Source organism: Ligilactobacillus salivarius DSM 20555 = ATCC 11741, assembly GCF_001435955.1.
GTDB lineage: Bacteria > Bacillota > Bacilli > Lactobacillales > Lactobacillaceae > Ligilactobacillus > Ligilactobacillus salivarius.
On record NZ_AYYT01000007.1, the window covers coordinates 1 to 18,500 of the forward strand.

Here is an 18,500-nt window from a genome sequence, read left to right on the forward strand (position 1 = left end):
TTGTCTAACTTTTTTGTTGCACTTCAGAAATCATTTCTAAGTATGCTTTTTTAGTAATTTGAGAAATTATGATATATTAATTGTAATGTTATGATTTTTATTTTATAGAGAATAAGGGATTAATATGTACGGAAGAAGAAAAATGCGAACGAGGCAGGGCTTGTCTCGAATTCAAATTATTACTTTGAGTTTTCTACTAGCAATAATGATTGGTAGCTTGATTTTAATGTTACCTATTATGAGTGCGAATGGAGAAAGTACAGCTTTTGTTGATGCATTATTTACTGCAACAACAAGTGTCTGTATTACTGGATTAGTAACAGTTACGACAGCAACTCATTGGTCGAGTCTTGGGCATATCGTAATTTTATTGCTAATTCAACTTGGAGGTTTAGGAACAATAACGCTGATGTCGTTAGCTTTTTTTGCGACTGGCAAGCGAATATCACTACAAAATAGATTATTAATGGCTGATGCTTTTAATCTAGATAATAATAAAGGAATTGTAAACTTTGTAATTCGAGTCATTAAAGAATCGTTGATGATAGAAGGGTTAGGAGCAATAGCTTATTCTATATATTTCATACCACACTTTGGTTTTCTCACAGGAAGTTGGTATTCAATTTTTCATTCAGTGTCTGCTTTTTGTAATGCCGGAATTGACTTATTGGCAGATAATAGTTTAATTGCTTATGCAGGTAATTGGTGGCTGAATATCGTAACAATGCTACTTATTGTTTGTGGGGGTCTAGGTTTTACAGTATGGAATGAATTAATAAAAGGTTTTGTTAATCAGTACCGTTACTACAAAAATGGTAGGGGAAAAAGATTAAAAAATACACTGTCACAACATACTAAGATGGTTTTGACAACAACATTTGCCTTGATATTTGGTGGAGCAATTCTATATTATCTTTTTGAAAGAAGTAATCCTAACACATTAGGTAGTGTTAAAAGTAGTCAGGCAATGTTAGAGGCACTATTCCAATCTGTAACTACTAGAACAGCTGGTTTTATAACTATTCCTCAAGCAAACTTAACCATTCCATCAGTAATGTTGACAGTATTCTTAATGTTTATTGGTGGGTCTCCAACTGGTACAGCTGGTGGGATTAAGACAACTACATTAGCAGTAATATTAGCTGAAGTTAGAGCAACAATAAAGGGTGAGCCAGAAGCAATTTGTTTCAAACGCCAAGTGCCACGTCAAACAACTAGAAAGGCAATTGCAATTACACTGATTAGTGTTGCAGCAAGTGTTTTAGCGGTGTTACTAATGTATTTTATCCAACCTGGAGATATGACAGATAATGTCTTTGAAGTTTATAGTGCTTTAGGAACGGTGGGTATAAGTCGTGATTTAACCCCACATTTAACAACAGCTGCGAAATATTTAATCATAGTTTGCATGTACTTAGGTAGAGTAGGACCAATCTCTATTTTATTAGCATTAATGAGAAGAAAACATCATGCAAATCTTAAGTATGCCCCGGGAAATATTCGAGTAGGTTAAAAAGAAGGTAGGTAAAAGAATGGACAGATCATATGCAGTTTTCGGTTTAGGAGAATTTGGCCGAAGCGTTTCTTATGAATTAATGGAAATAGGAGCCGATGTGTTAGCAGTAGACAAGAATGAAAATAAGATCACAGCAATTGCTGATGATGTGACGATGGCTATTTCAATCGATGCATTAAATGAAATGGCATATGAGAAACTGGGATTGAATAACATGGATGGTGTAGTTGTTTCAATGTCAGGTAATCTCAGTGCTTCAATCATGGCGATTATAGCGGCTAAAGATGCAGGAGTACCTTTAGTAATAGCTAAAGCATCAGATGATACTCAGAGGACGATTTTTAAAAAAGTTGGAGCTGATCGAGTAGTAATTCCTGAACGCGATGGTGCGGTGCGAACAGCTCATAATTTAGTTGCGAAAAATTTCCTAGATTACATAGAGCTTTCAGATAAAATTTCAATAATAGAAATAAATGTTAAAGATGAATGGTTACATAAACCATTGGCAGAATTAGATTTACGTTCAAAATATGGGCTCAATGTAATTGCGATTAGACGAAATAATGATTTGCAGACAGATATTGGCCCTAATTTGACTTTTGATAAGGGAGATACAATTCTGGTTGTAACAGATAAACACGATTTAGGATTATAAGAAAGTCTTAAGATGCACAATTTATAACTAAGTGTATGTTAAAATAGCAGGTAAATTGAGCTAAGGATGGGATAGTGTGAAGACCATTTTTCGACTAATAGTAAGGCTAGGAATTATAGCGGTAATTCTAGTAGGAATACAAAAAGTCTTAACAACACCACGATATTTACAGGCGATAATGCCATATGTAAATCAAGTAGAAGAATTATTAGGAAAAAAGACCAATTATACACTTGAAAGTGGAGAACAGAAGAATAAAGTACAAACAGATAATGTTAAATATGACAATAACCGTTGGCCTAACAATACAGCCACAGTCTATATAGACATTGATGATGGTACTTTATACAATGCCTTTGTGTCGGCGATAAAGCAGTGGAATAATACTGGTGCGTTCACCTTTAAGATTGTGAATGATAAGAAAGATGCGGACATAGTAGGTAAGTTAATGGAAAATGATGATGGAACTGCAGGAACGACAGATACTACAACTGATGAACAAACTAAGCGAATTATTAAAGCTACAGTTTACTTAAATCGTTATTATCTAGAAAGTGCCACATATGGTTACAGTGAACAACGAATTGTTAATACTGCTGAACATGAATTGGGACATGCGATAGGACTAGATCATACAGATGAAGTATCAGTTATGCAGCCAGCAGGATCTTATTATACGATCCAGCCACGCGATGTAGATGTCGTTAAGAAACTATATCAGGAAAATTAGAATTAAATTCAGGGGAGAAGATTGGGGTGGAAGATTATCTAATTACGATTGTAATACCAATGTATAATGTCGAAAATAGTATTGAAAGACTTATTATTAGTATTTCGAAAGCATTCAAAGATCAAGAAAGTGTAGTAGAAGTGTTAGCCATAGATGATGGATCTACTGATAAAACTGTGAAAATTTTTGAAAACCTCCAAAAAAAGAATCAGGCATTAGCATTAAAATTAATAAGAAACTCACATGGTGGAGTAAGTAAAGCTAGAAATACAGGGATTAAATATAGTACAGGACAGTATGTAACCTTTGTTGATAGTGATGATGAGCTTGCCTTAGTAGATGTAGTTGATTTAAAAGAAAAGCTAGCCCAAAATGCTGAAATAATAATTTTTGATACGGATAGAAATGATGTTATAGATCTAAATAAGGATAATAACAGAGCTGAAGTTTTGGCAGAAATTGCGATGTTAGGTAAACATGCAATTAGTACAGGAATACAGGACAAAATATATTTACGCTCATTTTTAATTGAAAATAAGATAGCTTTTAATGATAAGCTACGAGTAGGAGAAGATACATTATTTGTTTTTGATGCAGTATCATTGGCAAATAAAGTAGTAGAAACAAATAGTAAATTTTATGTAGTCCATGATTCTAGCTCAGTACATTTATTCAATGAATATAATGTAACTAATGAATTGCTTTTCCGTAAGTATTTGTTAGAAATATTATCCAGACTTGAGTCTAATTCAATAATCGAGAAAATTAAAATACGTTTTGGTATAACTGGGATAATCTTCTTGATTGAATGCTATTTTGCACCTTTAGTGAGAACTGGACGTTTGACTTATACAGAAGCTAAAGTAAAATTAGAAGATATTGTACGTGAAGGACAGTATGAAGGTTTTGATAGTAATATTTTTGATAAAGCACTATCTAAGCGTGGGAAAATTTTCAGAAGATTAATTAATAAGGGAATGTTTAAAACGGTAATTTTCTTGTTAAATACTGAAGATAGGATAAAAGGAATTAATCGAATATAAAAGTAAAAATTGCTAGAGATCATTATTAAAACGATCTTTAGCAATCTTTTTATTATTGAGAAATTATTTAATTTTCTTTACAAAAATCGATATTCTTCTAGAGAATCAAACCAGTCATAACGTAGTAATTGTTTTAACTTCTTATTTACTGGAATCCAAATACCACTACGTAAAATATCAATCATAGTTTTTAAGAAGAGTTTATCTTTGATAGTACTTTTCGGCCTATCAACAGTGATAATCTCATTATCTTCGGTTTTTAAAGTAATTGTTTTATTATTAACTTTTATAACTTGTGCAGGGACTATATCATTTTCATTAATTTTAACTTCTACATTTTTTTCATTCATATTTTAATCAACTCATTTCTAAAAGAAACACTTATCTCTATCAACGATTCTTATATTAACAGAGTGTTATAAAGTAAATGTAAACGATAACTAAAGATTTGTTAAAATAATTGACGATATTTTGAAATTTTAGTAGATAAATCTTATTTGGTATAATTAAGGTGTGAAATAGAAAGAGGTGGGATGATGAAAAGGAACATAGTACTTATTCTTTGTTGCATATTCCTCTCGCTAATAGGAATAAAGAATATTCAAGCTGATGTAAATTATGATGTAAAGGACTATACAGTTAATGTTGATGTTCAAAAAAATGGATCGTTAATAATTAAAAGACATATTCGCTATGATTTTCCAGATGAAGCACACGGCGTATATTATCGCCAAAATTTGGAAAGTAATCAGCAAATAAGTCAAACCCAAGTATGGATTAATGGACAAGAAACTCAACAAAACGATAGCGCAAGAAATAATACATACAAATTAACACGCGATGATAAAGGGTATTTATTTAAGGTCTATCATAATGTAGATAATCAAGAAGTAAATTTCACGTATCAATATGTATTAAATAATGCTGTTATTAATTGGAAAGATACAGCTGAATTGAATTTTAAAGTAATTGGCGATGGCTGGGAAACAGAGTTAAATAATGTAAAAGTGACAATTAAATTGCCAGGACAAGATGTTTCTGATTTGCAAGCTTGGAGTCATGGACCGTTAACAGGAACGACAAAAGTAGATAAGAAATCAGGGCAGGTAACACTTAGTTTGGCAGAATTACCAGCTAAAAATTTTGTAGAAAGTCATATTTTATTTCCAGTAGCTCTTACTCCGGAGAATACTAACGTACGAAATGAAAAGCATAAGGCTGAGGTTCAGAAACAGGAAAAACAACTAGCCTTAGAAGCTAATCGAAAACGTAAAGCGCAGGAAAGAAAAGATAGACTTTGGGCTGGAGCGATGTTTGTGGTAATCTGTGTGGGATCTTTTGGAAGTATCTTGTATAATTTGATGCCACTAAAGGAGAAGACTTACCGTCCATTATCAGTTAAGAACGCCCCTCATGTGTTCGAGCTACCAAATTATGAAGCTGCAGTAGCGCAAAGTTTATTTAGAGATACAGATCCTGATAACAAGGCGTTAAGTGCTTATTTACTAGAATTATCAGTAAAAAGAGTAATAAAAATTGAACCAATTCCAAATAAAAAGAAAGACTATCTTTTAACCTTACTGGATGAAACAGCGTTATCCAATAATGAAATATTAGAATTATTGTTTAACAAAATAGGTGATACCAAGCAGGTAAGTATGAAACAAATAAAGAAATACGGTAAGAAAAAGCATGAACATATGAATGTTGTAAATGCGTATAAGGCTTGGCAGAAATCAGTTAGAGATGAAGCTAACAAACTAGGATGGGTTTCGAATAATGCAAAATCAGCTATGATTAGAAGAGCAATCATTTCTGGTATTTTGATGTTAATATTAATCGTGGGACTCATTATCACTGATAATTCAGCTGCTCTATGGGTTATGGGGGTAAGCTTAGTGCTACTAGTGGCCTCAATTCTATACTTTATAATGAAAGATTCAATTTATACCAAAACAGGTGCAGCTGGAATGACGGAGCTGCGAGGCTTTTATCGTATGATGAATGATATTGGTAGATTTAATCTTAAAGAAGTTGGTGACATTGTTTTATGGGAAGGATTGTTACCATATGCAGTTGCTTTAGGATTATCTAAAAAAGTATCTAAAGCCTTAATTGATAACTTTACAAGTGAAGAACTGCAAAATAGTAATTTCATTTACTACTATCCATTTATCTATCATAATGGAATTGCTAATTTTAGTAATGATTTTAATAGTAGCTTTACCAGAGGAATGGGAAATTATTCCTCATCATCAGGCGGATCCGGTGGTTTTTCTGGCGGTAGTTCTGGTGGATTTGGTGGCGGCTCTGGTGGTGGAGCATTTTAGAATGAATCTCAGTAGGAAACTACTGGGATTTTTATTTTTGTGTTTATTGTTAACTTAATTATAAAAATGGGTTAACAATTATTGGAGTATAGGGTATAATATCTATATGTTTTGAATTAGAAAGTGAGGAAGAGCATTGAAAACAAAAAATGTAGCATTAATTGCGATGATGACAGCAATTATTATTGTATTAGGATTTGTACCACCAATTCCTTTGGGCTTTATTCCTGTTCCATTAGTTTTACAAAACATGGGAATAATGTTAGCTGGGGCTATTTTAGGCTCTAAGCGTGGATTTTTATCAGTTATTATTTTCTTACTACTCGTAGCAGTTGGATTACCATTAATGACAGGTGGTAGAGGTGGAGTTGCAGTCTTTGTTGGAGCAACCGCTGGCTATATCTATGCTTATCCATTCGCAGCAGCATTAATAGGTTATGGATTAAAGAAATTTTCGCATTCAAATTTCTGGTTAGAACTTTTAATTGTTTGGGTAGTAGGTGTCATTTTTATAGATGTTTTAGGAACAATAGGGTTAACAGCTATAGCTCACATGCCATTTATGAAAGCATTGATATCTAACTTAGTATTTATTCCTGGTGATACAATTAAAGCTTTAGTTGTAGTACTAATTTATAGAAGATTGAAAAAGATGAATATTGTTGAAGCCTAGAAAAAAACCATCTGAATGATTTTCAGATGGCTTTTTCTTAATGTAATTCGATATCTTGACTCTTGTTTTTACCTTTAATTGTTAAAGCTAAGAGTAAACCAACAATTGTTAGAAAAGCAGTGAAGTAGAATCCAAAATGAACCCCAGAAGTAAAGGAAATAGCTTTATTAGAGCTATGTGAAACTGCTTCACCGATACCTAAAAGACTAGTAGCAATTGCAGTAGCGATCGCACCAACAATTTGTTGAAGTGTATTCATGATAGTTGAACCATCAGCTGATTCAGGACCTTGTAAAGCATTAAGTCCATGAGTTTGTGATGGTGACATAGCAAGTGGACAACCAATCATTAAGATAATGTGGGCTGTGATAACGTAAGCAACTGAAGATTTTTCAGATGCAAAAATGAACATGATTGATCCGAGTAATGCTATGAAAAATCCGATAGTAGCAGGAATTTTAGCACCAATACTATCATATAAACGACCAGAAATTGCGGAAACCAAAGCGTTAATAATACCACCTGGAAGCATGATGATACCTGTCATAGCAACTGGAAGTAACATCGCATTTTGGATGAACTGTGGTAATAAGTACATAGATGATAAGATAATTCCAAAGTCAATCATGACTAAGAACGCACCAGTTCTAAAGTTAACTTTACTGAAAACGCGTAGATTTAATACAGGATTTTCAAGTTTTAATTGACGACGAGCATATAAAACTAAAACGATGATCGCAACTAAAATAAGACCTAAAACTTTAAATGAAGCCCAACCAGATTCACTAGCAAAACTTACACCGGCAACAAGAGATGAAAATCCGATAATTGAACCTAAAACAGAAAGAACATCAACATGTGGTCGAGTAATCTTATTAACATTTTTAAGTGTGAAAATCGCAAATAATAGACCAATAACTAATAAAACTGTAAAGATAAAGAAGATATCTCTCCAAGATAAAGCTCCTAAAATGATACCAGTAATAGTAGGTCCAATTGCTGGAGCAAACATAATAACTAAGGCGTTAACCCCCATTACCGCACCTAGTTTTTGTGGTGGGAAGATTAACATAGCGACAGTAAACATTAAAGGTAGAATTAAACCAGTTCCGATACCTTGAATTAAACGTCCAATTAATAAAACAGTAAAACTATTTGCAAAACCTGAAATTAGGGCACCAATTGCGAAATCAGCTAAAGCAAAAATAACAATTTGACGAGTAGTAAACCACTTAGAAATAAGGCTTAAAAATGGTAAAACAATCCCAATAACTAACATATATCCTGTTACTAACCATTGTAGTGAACTAGGTTCAACATTAAAAACCTTACCTAAAGTTGGAAGGGCGATGTTTAATGATGTTTCACTTAACATACCAACAAAAGCCCCAATTAACATACTAGTCATCGCAAGCCAGGGATGTTTAACATCTACTTGCGCAGATAATTGTTGTGAAATTTTCTCTTTCTCCAAAAAATTTTCCTCCTTAATATTTTCTTAAACAGTAAGACTGTTGATTATATTAACAGAAAAAATTTTTCTTCGTAAGTTAGATTTTGATTAAAAATGAAAATATAAGTATATATTATGAAACAGTATGAAAATTCAATCTGAAATAGACTTATTGTATAATAGTACTATTATTTCAATGTAAATATGGAAAGGAAAAAATAGTGCTTAAGAAATTAAAAAAATTAGGAATAAGTTTCCTAACTTCTTTGATGGTAGTAACAGGGATAGGGCAAGGATTTATTAATGCTGATCAAACTTTACCACAGTTAGATTTAGAGGCTAAATCAGCAATTGCGGTAGATGCTAAAACAGGGCAAATCATTTACGCTAAAGATGATAAACAAACATATCCAGTTGCATCTATGTCTAAACTGCTGACAGCTTATATATTGTTACAAGCGATTCATAAGGGTGAAATTACCTGGGAAACCAGAGTAACCCCTACTGCAACTGAAGTAGATATTAGTAATAATACTGAATTGACAAACGTGCCTCTACAAGAGGGGCATAGTTATACTATAAGGCAGTTGTATCAAGCAATGTTGGTAGGTTCAGCGAATGCAGCAACAATGTTGATTGGTAATGCCATTTCAGGAACACAGACAAAATTTATAGATAAAATGAGAGAAACTGCCAAAAGTTTGGGAATTACAGATGCTAAGATCTACAGTGCGAATGGACTAACAGCTAAGTATTTGGGCGATGAAATTTATCCTAATACAGATGAAAATGCAGAAAACGAATTTTCAGTACGAGACATGGCGATTATTTCGCAAAAGTTGATTAAAGAGTATCCAGAGATTTTAGAAACGACAAAATTAACCATGATCGACTTTAACGATAATGGAGAAATTACAACTGTTAATAATACGAATGAATTGCTACAAGATGATTCAAATTTAGAAGTTGATGGTCTTAAAACGGGAACATCAGATGCAGCAGGTTATTGTTTTGCATCAACAACTAACAAAGATGGTCACCGCATTATAACAGTAATTGCTGGAGCAAAAGACAATGATGCTAGATTTGATCAAACCAAGAATTTGTTAAATTATATTTACAATAATTATGATTACTTGGCTATAAGTACAAATCAAGCGTTAAGACAGGATATTAAAGTCAAGTATGGAAAACAAAGCAGTATATCAACAATAATCGGAAATGATTTAAGTTTATGGGTGCCTAAGAACACTAGAGCAAAGGCGCTACAAATTAAATTAACACCAAAATCTTCTAAAATAGAAGCACCAATCAAGCAAGGTGAAACAGTGGGAGATTATCAAATAACGATTGCTGGTAACTTAGGGTTCATAGATGGATCAACTGATTTGAAAACTAAAGCATTAGCTGCTAATAGTGTAGAAGGAATTAATATTCTTATAAAATGGTGGCAAATGCTGAGCGATGCAATATAGAAAAAAAGACGAAGTTCAAATGAATTTCGTCTTTTTTCAGCATTTGTCATGAAATGCTGAACTAATAATCTGATTATATTAGTATTTATAAAAAAATGATCAGTATTTAAAACTTAAAATGCCGATATATACTGAATTTAAATTGTAATATGCTGATTAAATGCGTCTGAAATCAGTAAAATATGCTAGAATTAACTTGTGAGGTGATGAAAATGCTTTCTCAAGAGCAAAGATTAGAAGAAATTAAAGAGATGTTAGCAAAAAAACATAAATTAACAACACATGAATTAGCTGATCATTTTGGGATTGCATTTGATACGGCTAGAAGAGATGTATTGAGATTGACATCTACGGGACAAGCAGCTCGAATTCATGGTGGGTTGATGGAAATTAAATTTAATAATGTACCAGGATTTGTAACACGTTCCCACATTCAGTCCCCAATTAAAGCTAAAATGGCTCGATTAGCTAGAGAAGAATTTAATCCAAGTGGCTTATATTTTGTAGGTGCCTCCACGACATTGATGCAGATGTGTGAGCAATTAGGGCAAGTGAATACTACAATTATGACTAATTCAATTGATAATGCTGTGAGATTAATGCTAAATAAGCTGCCAGAGGTAGAATTATTAGGTGGAAAAATTGATAAGGGGAATCGTTATACATATTCAATGGAAACATTGTCCCAATTAGATAATATTACTTTTGATGCTGCATTTATCGGAACTTCCAAGATTCAACCAGATGGAGTTATGGTAGTGGATTCTTATGATGCAGCGATTGCTAAAAAAGTTGTTGAACGATCAAGAAAAGTTATTTTAATTGCTCAGAAGTATAAGTTTGTAACTAATAATTCCTCACCATATAAGTCCGCTAACTTAAAGGATATTGACGTATTAATTACAGATGTGCCATTAGAAGAAAAATATCGTAAGTATTTTAAACCAGATATAAAGATAAAGTACGTGAAAGAGGATGAGACAAAATGATAAAGCATATATTTACAGATATGGATAAAACATTGTTGAATGATAAGGGACAAATTAATCCTAAAACAGCAGAATATCTACAAAAGATAGATTTGCCATTAACTTTAGTGACTGCACGCGCTCCTAAAGAAATGCAGTTTGCGATTGATGATTTAAATTTAAAAGGTGAACAAATTGCTTTTAATGGTGGATTGATATTCTTCCCACATAAAGATGGAAATGAAGTAATTTCTTCCAATCCATTACAAGCAGAAGCTGCCAAGCGAGTAATTGAAGAAATTCAAGATAAATATGAAGGTGTATCAGTAAGTTGGTATACCAAGGACGAGTGGTATGCTCAACAAGAAGATGATGGTACAAGATATGAAACAAGTATTACCAATATTAAGCCAACTTTGAAGAAGTATAGTGAAATCGACTATACCGAACCTATTTATAAAATTATGATTGTTGGAACAAATATGGAAAATTTCGATAAAGTTGTAGATATAATTAGAGGAATGAAATTAGATGGCGTTAGCGCAAATCATTCTAATTATAATTACTTTGAAATTACTAATGAAGTTGCGGTTAAGAGTTTTGGAATTGAGTACATTAGACAAAGAGATAACTTAAAGAAAGAAGAGTTATTAGCATTTGGCGATGGAGAAAATGACATTAAGATGTTCGAAACAGTTGGTACTTCAGTAGCGATGGGGAATGCTAACGATAAAGTTAAATCAATTGCGACATATACCACTTTATCAAATGAAGAAGATGGAATTGTTCATGGTTTAGAAAATGTCGTTAAGCATTTACTATAAAATAAAACCCACGATAAATCTAAGTAGAAATTAGATCTGTCGTGGGTTATTTATATGCTTAAACGATAAACATTGCAGGAATAAAAATTACCAAGTCATAGATAATATGACCGATAATTCCACCCCATAAACTGTTTGTTTTTCTCCAAGCGTAGTTAAATGGTAAACGAGTTAAACCAATTACTACGATACATTGGTATAAGTTTCCATGATAAATTTTCAAGTGCATTAAACCAAATAAAATGGCACTAATTAATCCAGCTATGATCCAGGCTTGCTTAGAAGACATCTTTTCAGCAAGTAAATGATATAGCGGAAATGCAACTGAAGCTGTGATTAATTCTTCGCCTATCAAAGAGATGGAAAGAAGAACTAAGTGTTGTATACGAGCAAGAATAGGTCCTGTATGAACAGCATTAGAGTTTTCAACAAAACCAGTATGGAAAAGTAAATTTCCCAGTGCCATAGTGGCAAATGAAGTAATAAAAGTCAAAATAATCGACCAAAAAATAATCTTCCAACTACCTTTTTCCATTTTGCCCATGGATACTTTTAAAGTCTCAAAGTTGAATTGAGTAACAATTGCTAGAGCCCCTCCAACAATGAACCAGATCCCAAGTTAGAGGAAGAACTCCAGATAATGAACCATAAACTCCTAGAGCGATGAAAAGTACTGAAAGATACCAATAAGGTCTTAACGGCGTTTTTTCTAAATTATTTAGCATAGCATATAATTCCTTTCTATTTCCTTTTTAAATAAAAACGTCCATGTAAATCTATCATGAGATAAACATGGACGTCAATTTATATGCTTGATTATTTTTCTTTTACAGATTGAATTAATTTTTGCATCGCAGCTTGAGTAGCTTCATTTTGAGCTTGTTGGATTAATTCTTTTTGTTGTTCAGCTGACATTTGTGGGTTGGCTTGCATTGCAGCAGCAACTTTAGCCTTAACCGCAGTTTCTACTTGAGACTTCAATGTAGCTTGATTCTTTTTAACCAACTTATCTAATTCCTTGGCTTGCTTAGCTGTTAATACATTCCAATCACGATTGATATTGAAAGTGTAGTAGCGATGCTTCAATTCATTATTATTGTGAAGAATGCCAAAGAAGAATTTAGATACACCATCTTTGTAAACATAGCGTTTTTCAGTAATTGTTACATTTGGCTTATCACTTGTAATAACGTACTTAGCACTAGAGTCTTTAGTTTTCATAGGCTTGATCTTTTGCTTGGAAGAAGTCTTGTAAAGATAAACTTTTTCAGAGCCATTTCCAAGTGGTTGATATAGAAGTACATTCATCTTATCTGAAGCTGAAACTAATTGGTAACGAGTAGTAGTAGTTTTCACTTTCATACCATAGTGGTAAGTATCATTAGCAACAATTGAGACACCACTCAAAGTAGCAATTACTAAGAAAAAGAAGGCAATGATTCCGTGATATTTATTAAATGGAATTACGGAACAAATAAAGAAGAATATTAAAGCAATAATTAGTAAAATAATACTCATTATTTTTTACCCCCTAACATAGCAGCTTCACGAGCACGATTTCCTTTCTTAAGGAAGAATGCTAGAGCTAAAGCAACGATTGCGAAGATTGCAGCTACTAAGAATGCGGCTGTATAACCACTTAAAACAGCGTCAATAGCCTTATCACGATAAGCTAAAGGTGTTGCGTGAAGTAAGGACTTAGCAGGCATGTTGTCTTTAGTAGTTGTACTTAATACAGATACTAAAATAGCAGTACCGATTGAGCTAACAACTTGACGGAAAGTATTGTTTACAGCAGTACCGTCAGAAATTTGTTTGAATGGTAGGACATTCATACCAGAAGTTGTAACAGGCATCATAACCATTGCAATTCCGAACATACGCACAGCATAGAAAACAGTGATGTATAAAATAGAAGTGTGACTAGTTAGGAAAAGGAATGGTAATGTTCCTAGAGACAACATTGTCAAACCAGTGATTGCCATGTATCTAGCACCGTAGCGGTCAAATAAACGACCAGTAATCGGAGACATAATAGCCATTGCCATCGCACCTGGAAGTAAAATTAAACCAGAGTGGAAAGCTGATTCTCCACGAATGTTTTGAATGTATAATGGCAAAATCATTTCAATTCCCATCATAGCAAGGTTGGATACACTTGATAAGATGGCAGCAAGACTAAATTCCCCATATTTGAAAACAGAAATATCAAGGAATGGTACTTCCATCTTAAGCTGACGCCAACCAAATAAAATAACGAAGATAATACCAACAAAAATAAATGCTAGTACAAGTGGATCAGTCCAACCGTCGTTACCAGCTTTGGAGAATCCATAAAGCATGGAACCAAAACCGATAATGGATGTAATAGCAGAAATAACATCGATATCTTGATCACGGTTAGGGATAACATTTTTCATCAAGAAGATTGAAAGAATGATAACACCTAAAACAATTGGAAGCATCATACCGAATAAATCACGCCATGAGAAGTTATCAACGATCCATCCAGAAAGAGTAGGTCCAATCGCAGGAGCTACACCGATCGCAATCCCTACAGTACCCATTGCGGCACCACGTTTTTCAGGTGGGAAGATGGATAGCATGATTGTTTGAAGAAGAGGCATAGATACCCCAACACCCAAACCTTGGATTAAACGTCCAGCCAACAATGTAGCAAAGTTAGGGGCGATAAATGATAATAAAGTACCAACAAAGAATGTTGACATAGCACCAATATACATTGTACGGGTATTAAATTTATTAATCATCCATGCAGAGATAGGAATCATAACCCCGTTAACTAACATAAAACCAGTTGTTAGCCATTCAACCGTTGCGGTGCTGATGTCAAATGACTTCATAATTGCTGGAAATGCAGTTGCGAGTAAAGTAGCATTTAAAATAGTACAAAAAGAACCAATCATTAAAACGAGAACTAATAAAGATCGGTTATATGGTTTTCCGTAAATATCAGTAGCTTGTGTTTCAGCCAATTTTTATTTCCTCCTTAAATAATATATTTTCATAACTTACAATTTAACTTTGAAAATATTACACCCTAATTTTATGTTTGTCAAGAAAGTTGACAAATAAGTTAAAAAAGTTACAATTAGTGTATGATATATGGACAAAGAAAGGAGTAATGACGTGTTTTTTCAAAATACAGATGGTAAAAGAGCGATGGATGATATCCAAATTGGAATCGGAGATATGAGTAAGTCCACCGGGGTTTCTTCGCGTCAATTAAGATATTGGGAAGAAAAAGGATATATTAAATCGATCAATGAAGGCGATGGAAACAAAAGAAAATTTACAATTAATGAATATTATCATATTAGATTAATCAAACATTTCTTAGATGAAGGCTATACCTTGAACGCTTCAATTGAAAAAGCTGAGGAGCGTAGACAACAATTATTAGTTTTACGAAGATTTGGTGTTGAAATTATCAAAGACGTTGAGGTAACGGATAAAGATAAACATTATGGTAAAATTGACTTAGGAAAAGTATGTAATGATAAAAATAAACATGCTTATGGAATAGTAACTGAGGATGGTTGTTCAATAGAAATTGAAAAAGAAGGCGAAGAATAATGGATTTTAGTAAGGTTCATCACATTGCGATTATTGGAACAGATTTTGAAGAGATGAAAGAATTTTATGTAGATAAATTGGGTTTCACGTTGTTAGATAAACATGTTAGACCAGAAAAAAATGACATCTTATTTAATGTTGGATTTGGAGAAATGGTATTGGAAATCTTCATTAAAGAAGATGCTCCAGTTCGTCCAACCTATCCAGAAGCTAAAGGATTACGTCATCTAGCTTTTAGGGTTGATAGTGTAGAAGAAACTGTCAAAGAATTAACGGCCAAAGGGGTAGAATGTGAACCAATTCGTAATGATACCTTTAATGGTAAGGCGATGACATTTTTCTATGATCCAGCAGGAACACCATTGGAAATACACGAATAAAAAAAGTTAAATCTGATCATTTGATTTCAAGGGTCAGATTTAACTTTTTTAAATTATGCCGATGTAATGAAGAATAAAGAAGAGAATACCAGAGACAAGTAGCGATGGTAATAAATTCATAGTTTCAAACTTCTTAATTCCAAGAATACTAAGACCAGAGGCTAGAATTAGAACACCGCCAACAATTGACAATTCATGTAAAAAGTCAGGATTGACGTTACTTTGTAACAAGAATGCTATTAGATAAAAGCTACCTTGCCAGAAGAATAAGACAAGTGCAGCCAACATAATGATTAATCCAAAAGTTGAAGCTAGAATGATAGAAGTAATGCCATCAAGAATACCATTTGTAAAAAGATAAGTATAATTGTGGTGTAAAGCAGCTTCAACAGAGCCTAAAATGGATAAAGTACCCATACAATATAGTAAGATAGCAGTTGACAATCCTTCAGATGATTTAGAATTACTGAATTTTTTAACGGAATTAGAAAAACGAGTAGCTAGGTCAAATTTAACACCTAATACGCCACCAATTGCCAAACTTAAAATAAACAAGATAGGAAGTTTACTTTTAGGGAGATTTTGCAAGACAGCCTGCATTCCTAAGCAAGTAGCGGCTAATCCCATCGCTTGCATCAGAATTTCTTGATATTTATCAGCAAAGCTTTTCTTGAAGTAATTTCCAAGTAAACTTCCAATTAGAATTGTACTGACGTTGAAGAATGTTCCAATCATAAAAAATGCCTCCTTAATTTTAGTGTATAAGACTAAAATATCATAAAAAGTAAAAAAGAACGATATAGATATAGGACCAATTTTCTAATTTATGCAATGTAAACGGTTATTTGTATAAATTAGAAAATTGGTCCTATCTTAAAAATAGCATTTTTAGTTATTTCGCTAATTCTTCTTGGATCTGATTTTGAATATTTGATAGTTGTACTTCAACGTTACCATTTTCAAGGGCATTATTAATTAAATAATCAGCTGTCTGCATGACATTATTATAATTTTTGAATTCAGGATATTTTTGTGACTTTGCCATAATACTTGCGAATTTTTCTTCGGTTAAAGCATTGTCAGCATTATTTTCCTTCTGTAAATTCTCGGTAATATCTTTACTTTTCATAACACTTTTAAGAACCGAAGCTCCTTGAGAGTAGGTAAAGAGTTTCTGTTGAACATCGCTATTATTAGACAAAAATTTAACAAGTTTCCATGATAAAAGTGGATGTGTACTTTGAGAAGACATTGCCACCATGGAAGTATTCACATAGGTTGAGTTAATATCTGGAGTAGCTCCAGGCATTCTAATGCACGTCCAAGAAAATGATGAGTAGCGCGAAACGCGATAAGGGTATGATTCATAAGTGCGATATTGAGCTAGCGTCATAGGAAGAAAAGCAACTTTTCCCTTATCAAAGTCATCTGCGGTTACCTTATAATCTTTTTGTAAATTATATAATTTTTCCATCATGGTTAAAGCTTGGCGTACTTTATCTGAATTAAAATAGCTAGCTGTACCTTGACTATTGAATAATTTGGCATTATAGGCTTGGGCTGCATCTTTCCAAGAATAATCTGCATAACCAAATTGATCCACTACACCATCATGATTAGTATCTTTTGTAACTTGACGACAAATTCGATAGAAGTCATTTAGTGTCCATCCTGATTTTGGAATAGTAATGTGTTCTTTTTTGAGTAAATCAGTATTAACGCACATCATCATCGGATTACTTTCAAGTGGGAGTGCGTATTGTTTACCTGCGGACATTCCAGCTTTTAAATTAGTAGGGTAATAGTCGTCGGTGTTTAATCCAGATAAATCCATGAAATAATTTAAATTTCGCATAGTTCCTAGAGAAGATAAAAAGCCAAATTGCTCAGAAGGAACGATAAAAACATCTGGTGCTTTATTATCAACAATCTTTTGCGACAACCATTCTAAGTAATCATTCTTATTAATTCCACTTTCATACCTAACTTTAACATTTGGGTTTTCTTTCTCGAATTTTTTCACGACATAATCAATGAATTTGTATTCATTATCATTAGGAACATCCCAACTACTATCACTGTAAATGCCGATAGTAATGACTTTTTGTTTCTTCTGATAAATAAAAATCCCACTTATTGTTACTAGAACGATTAATACTACCGATAGAATAATATATCTTCTTTTCATGACATTTACCTACTTACGTGGAGCATTTTGAACAGCCCAAATTGCCAATTGAGTACGATCGCGTAAATTTAACTTGGAGAGAATGTGTGATAAGTGATTACGGACAGTACCTTCAGATAAAAAGAGTTCTTGGGAGATTTCTTTATTAGATAAACCACGTCCAACTTGATAAATTACACGCCATTCAGCATCGGTAATTAAAGCAGCTCCTTCTTTATCTACATCAATTTCAAAATCACTTTGAGCCATTTTAGAGAACAGCTTTACAACTTTAGCAGCAATATTAGGATTAATCATGGAGCCACCATTGTAAACTGTGGTGATAGCATCATGTAATTCAGTAGGAGAGACACCTTTTAGGATGTAGCCAGATGCTCCATATTTGAGTGCGCTAAAAATGAAATCATCATCATCAAAAGTTGTTAGAATAATAATTTTTATGTGAGGATAGGATTGTTTAACCAATTTTGTACTTACAGTCCCATCCATATTAGGCATACGAATATCCATTAAGATAACATCTGGTTCTTGTTCTTCAATACTTTCTAAGACTTGTTTACCATCGCCAACTGTATCAATTACTTGAATATCTTGATAGGTATCTAAAACAATTTTCAGTGATTCCCTGATTAACTTTTGATCATCAGCTATTAGTACTTTTATCATAA

General features: G+C 33.1%; 19 protein-coding genes. 11 read left to right on the forward strand and 8 right to left on the reverse strand.

The annotated features are described in order from the left end of the window. Nucleotides 1–124: 124 nt before the first annotated feature. The 4 genes from FC55_RS04695 (at nt 125) to FC55_RS04710 (ending at nt 3,944) form a co-directional block, all read left to right on the forward strand. Nucleotides 125–1,513, forward strand: coding sequence for a TrkH family potassium uptake protein (locus tag FC55_RS04695; protein ID WP_003700713.1), 1,389 nt, complete (start codon nt 125–127; stop codon nt 1,511–1,513). Nucleotides 1,514–1,532: 19 nt separating this feature from the next. Beyond that, on the forward strand, nt 1,533–2,171 hold the full coding sequence (locus tag FC55_RS04700; RefSeq protein WP_003700714.1) for a potassium channel family protein: 639 nt from the start codon (nt 1,533–1,535) through the stop codon (nt 2,169–2,171). A 76-nt stretch (nt 2,172–2,247) separates the two neighbouring features. After that, nucleotides 2,248–2,901 carry a matrixin family metalloprotease gene (locus tag FC55_RS04705; protein WP_003700716.1) on the forward strand — a complete coding sequence of 218 codons (654 nt, stop codon included), beginning with the start codon at nt 2,248–2,250 and terminating at the stop codon, nt 2,899–2,901. 26 nt (nt 2,902–2,927) lie between these two features. Beyond that, nucleotides 2,928–3,944, forward strand: coding sequence for a glycosyltransferase family 2 protein (locus FC55_RS04710; RefSeq protein ID WP_003700717.1), 1,017 nt, complete (start codon nt 2,928–2,930; stop codon nt 3,942–3,944). Between the two features lie 77 nt (nt 3,945–4,021). Here the strand turns inward: FC55_RS04710 and FC55_RS04715 are convergent, their stop codons facing one another. Continuing rightward, nucleotides 4,022–4,294, reverse strand: a complete 273-nt coding sequence (locus FC55_RS04715; protein WP_003700719.1) for a hypothetical protein — start codon at nt 4,292–4,294, stop codon at nt 4,022–4,024. 186 nt (nt 4,295–4,480) lie between these two features. On the opposite strand from FC55_RS04715, the gene FC55_RS04720 reads away from it, so the two are divergent. Further along, on the forward strand, nt 4,481–6,274 hold the full coding sequence (locus FC55_RS04720; RefSeq protein WP_003700720.1) for a DUF2207 domain-containing protein: 1,794 nt from the start codon (nt 4,481–4,483) through the stop codon (nt 6,272–6,274). 136 nt (nt 6,275–6,410) lie between these two features. Beyond that, nucleotides 6,411–6,947, forward strand: coding sequence for a biotin transporter BioY (locus tag FC55_RS04725; RefSeq protein WP_035150015.1), 537 nt, complete (start codon nt 6,411–6,413; stop codon nt 6,945–6,947). A 37-nt stretch (nt 6,948–6,984) separates the two neighbouring features. Here FC55_RS04725 and FC55_RS04730 read toward each other — a convergent pair whose 3' ends face one another. Further along, nucleotides 6,985–8,421: a DHA2 family efflux MFS transporter permease subunit gene (locus FC55_RS04730; RefSeq protein WP_003700724.1), complete on the reverse strand. Its 1,437-nt coding sequence runs from the start codon at nt 8,419–8,421 to the stop codon at nt 6,985–6,987. 200 nt (nt 8,422–8,621) lie between these two features. Between FC55_RS04730 and FC55_RS04735 the strand changes: the two genes are divergently transcribed. The 3 genes from FC55_RS04735 to FC55_RS04745 all read left to right on the forward strand — a co-directional run bounded on the left by FC55_RS04735 (nt 8,622) and on the right by FC55_RS04745 (nt 11,667). Then, nucleotides 8,622–9,875 carry a serine hydrolase gene (locus tag FC55_RS04735; RefSeq protein ID WP_003700727.1) on the forward strand — a complete coding sequence of 418 codons (1,254 nt, stop codon included), beginning with the start codon at nt 8,622–8,624 and terminating at the stop codon, nt 9,873–9,875. 212 nt (nt 9,876–10,087) lie between these two features. Then, entirely contained in the window at nt 10,088–10,864 is a 777-nt protein-coding gene (locus FC55_RS04740; protein WP_011475503.1) for a DeoR/GlpR family DNA-binding transcription regulator, read from the forward strand. Continuing rightward, complete coding sequence (locus FC55_RS04745) at nt 10,861–11,667, forward strand: Cof-type HAD-IIB family hydrolase (RefSeq protein WP_003700730.1); 807 nt, start codon at nt 10,861–10,863, stop codon at nt 11,665–11,667. Before FC55_RS04740 ends, FC55_RS04745 begins: the two co-directional genes overlap by 4 nt. A 58-nt stretch (nt 11,668–11,725) precedes the next feature. Here the strand turns inward: FC55_RS04745 and FC55_RS04750 are convergent, their stop codons facing one another. From FC55_RS04750 to FC55_RS04760, 3 genes are all read right to left on the reverse strand, one after another. Next, nucleotides 11,726–12,211 (reverse strand): CPBP family intramembrane glutamic endopeptidase, encoded by a 486-nt coding sequence (locus FC55_RS04750; protein WP_003700732.1) that lies wholly within the window; start codon nt 12,209–12,211, stop codon nt 11,726–11,728. Between the two features lie 272 nt (nt 12,212–12,483). Then, nucleotides 12,484–13,185: a DUF4811 domain-containing protein gene (locus FC55_RS04755; RefSeq protein ID WP_003700734.1), complete on the reverse strand. Its 702-nt coding sequence runs from the start codon at nt 13,183–13,185 to the stop codon at nt 12,484–12,486. Next, complete coding sequence (locus tag FC55_RS04760) at nt 13,185–14,663, reverse strand: MDR family MFS transporter (RefSeq protein ID WP_003700735.1); 1,479 nt, start codon at nt 14,661–14,663, stop codon at nt 13,185–13,187. The genes FC55_RS04755 and FC55_RS04760 overlap by 1 nt, the downstream gene beginning before the upstream one ends. Nucleotides 14,664–14,817: 154 nt before the next feature. Here FC55_RS04760 and FC55_RS04765 point away from each other — a divergent pair, with 154 nt between their 5' ends. Both FC55_RS04765 and gloA2 read left to right on the forward strand, forming a co-directional pair. After that, nucleotides 14,818–15,264 carry a MerR family transcriptional regulator gene (locus FC55_RS04765; RefSeq protein WP_035150021.1) on the forward strand — a complete coding sequence of 149 codons (447 nt, stop codon included), beginning with the start codon at nt 14,818–14,820 and terminating at the stop codon, nt 15,262–15,264. Next, entirely contained in the window at nt 15,264–15,644 is a 381-nt protein-coding gene (gene gloA2 / locus FC55_RS04770) for an SMU1112c/YaeR family gloxylase I-like metalloprotein (protein ID WP_003700738.1), read from the forward strand. Before FC55_RS04765 ends, gloA2 begins: the two co-directional genes overlap by 1 nt. 48 nt (nt 15,645–15,692) lie before the next feature. Here gloA2 and FC55_RS04775 read toward each other — a convergent pair whose 3' ends face one another. The 3 genes from FC55_RS04775 to FC55_RS04785 form a co-directional block, all read right to left on the reverse strand. After that, nucleotides 15,693–16,379 (reverse strand): DUF554 domain-containing protein, encoded by a 687-nt coding sequence (locus tag FC55_RS04775; RefSeq protein ID WP_003700739.1) that lies wholly within the window; start codon nt 16,377–16,379, stop codon nt 15,693–15,695. A 157-nt stretch (nt 16,380–16,536) separates the two neighbouring features. Beyond that, the gene (locus FC55_RS04780) at nt 16,537–17,832 is read right to left on the reverse strand and encodes an ABC transporter substrate-binding protein (RefSeq protein WP_003700740.1); all 1,296 of its coding nucleotides are present in this window, start codon (nt 17,830–17,832) and stop codon (nt 16,537–16,539) included. A gap of 9 nt (nt 17,833–17,841) precedes the next feature. Then, complete coding sequence (locus FC55_RS04785) at nt 17,842–18,498, reverse strand: response regulator transcription factor (protein ID WP_003705044.1); 657 nt, start codon at nt 18,496–18,498, stop codon at nt 17,842–17,844. Nucleotides 18,499–18,500 lie beyond the last annotated feature (2 nt).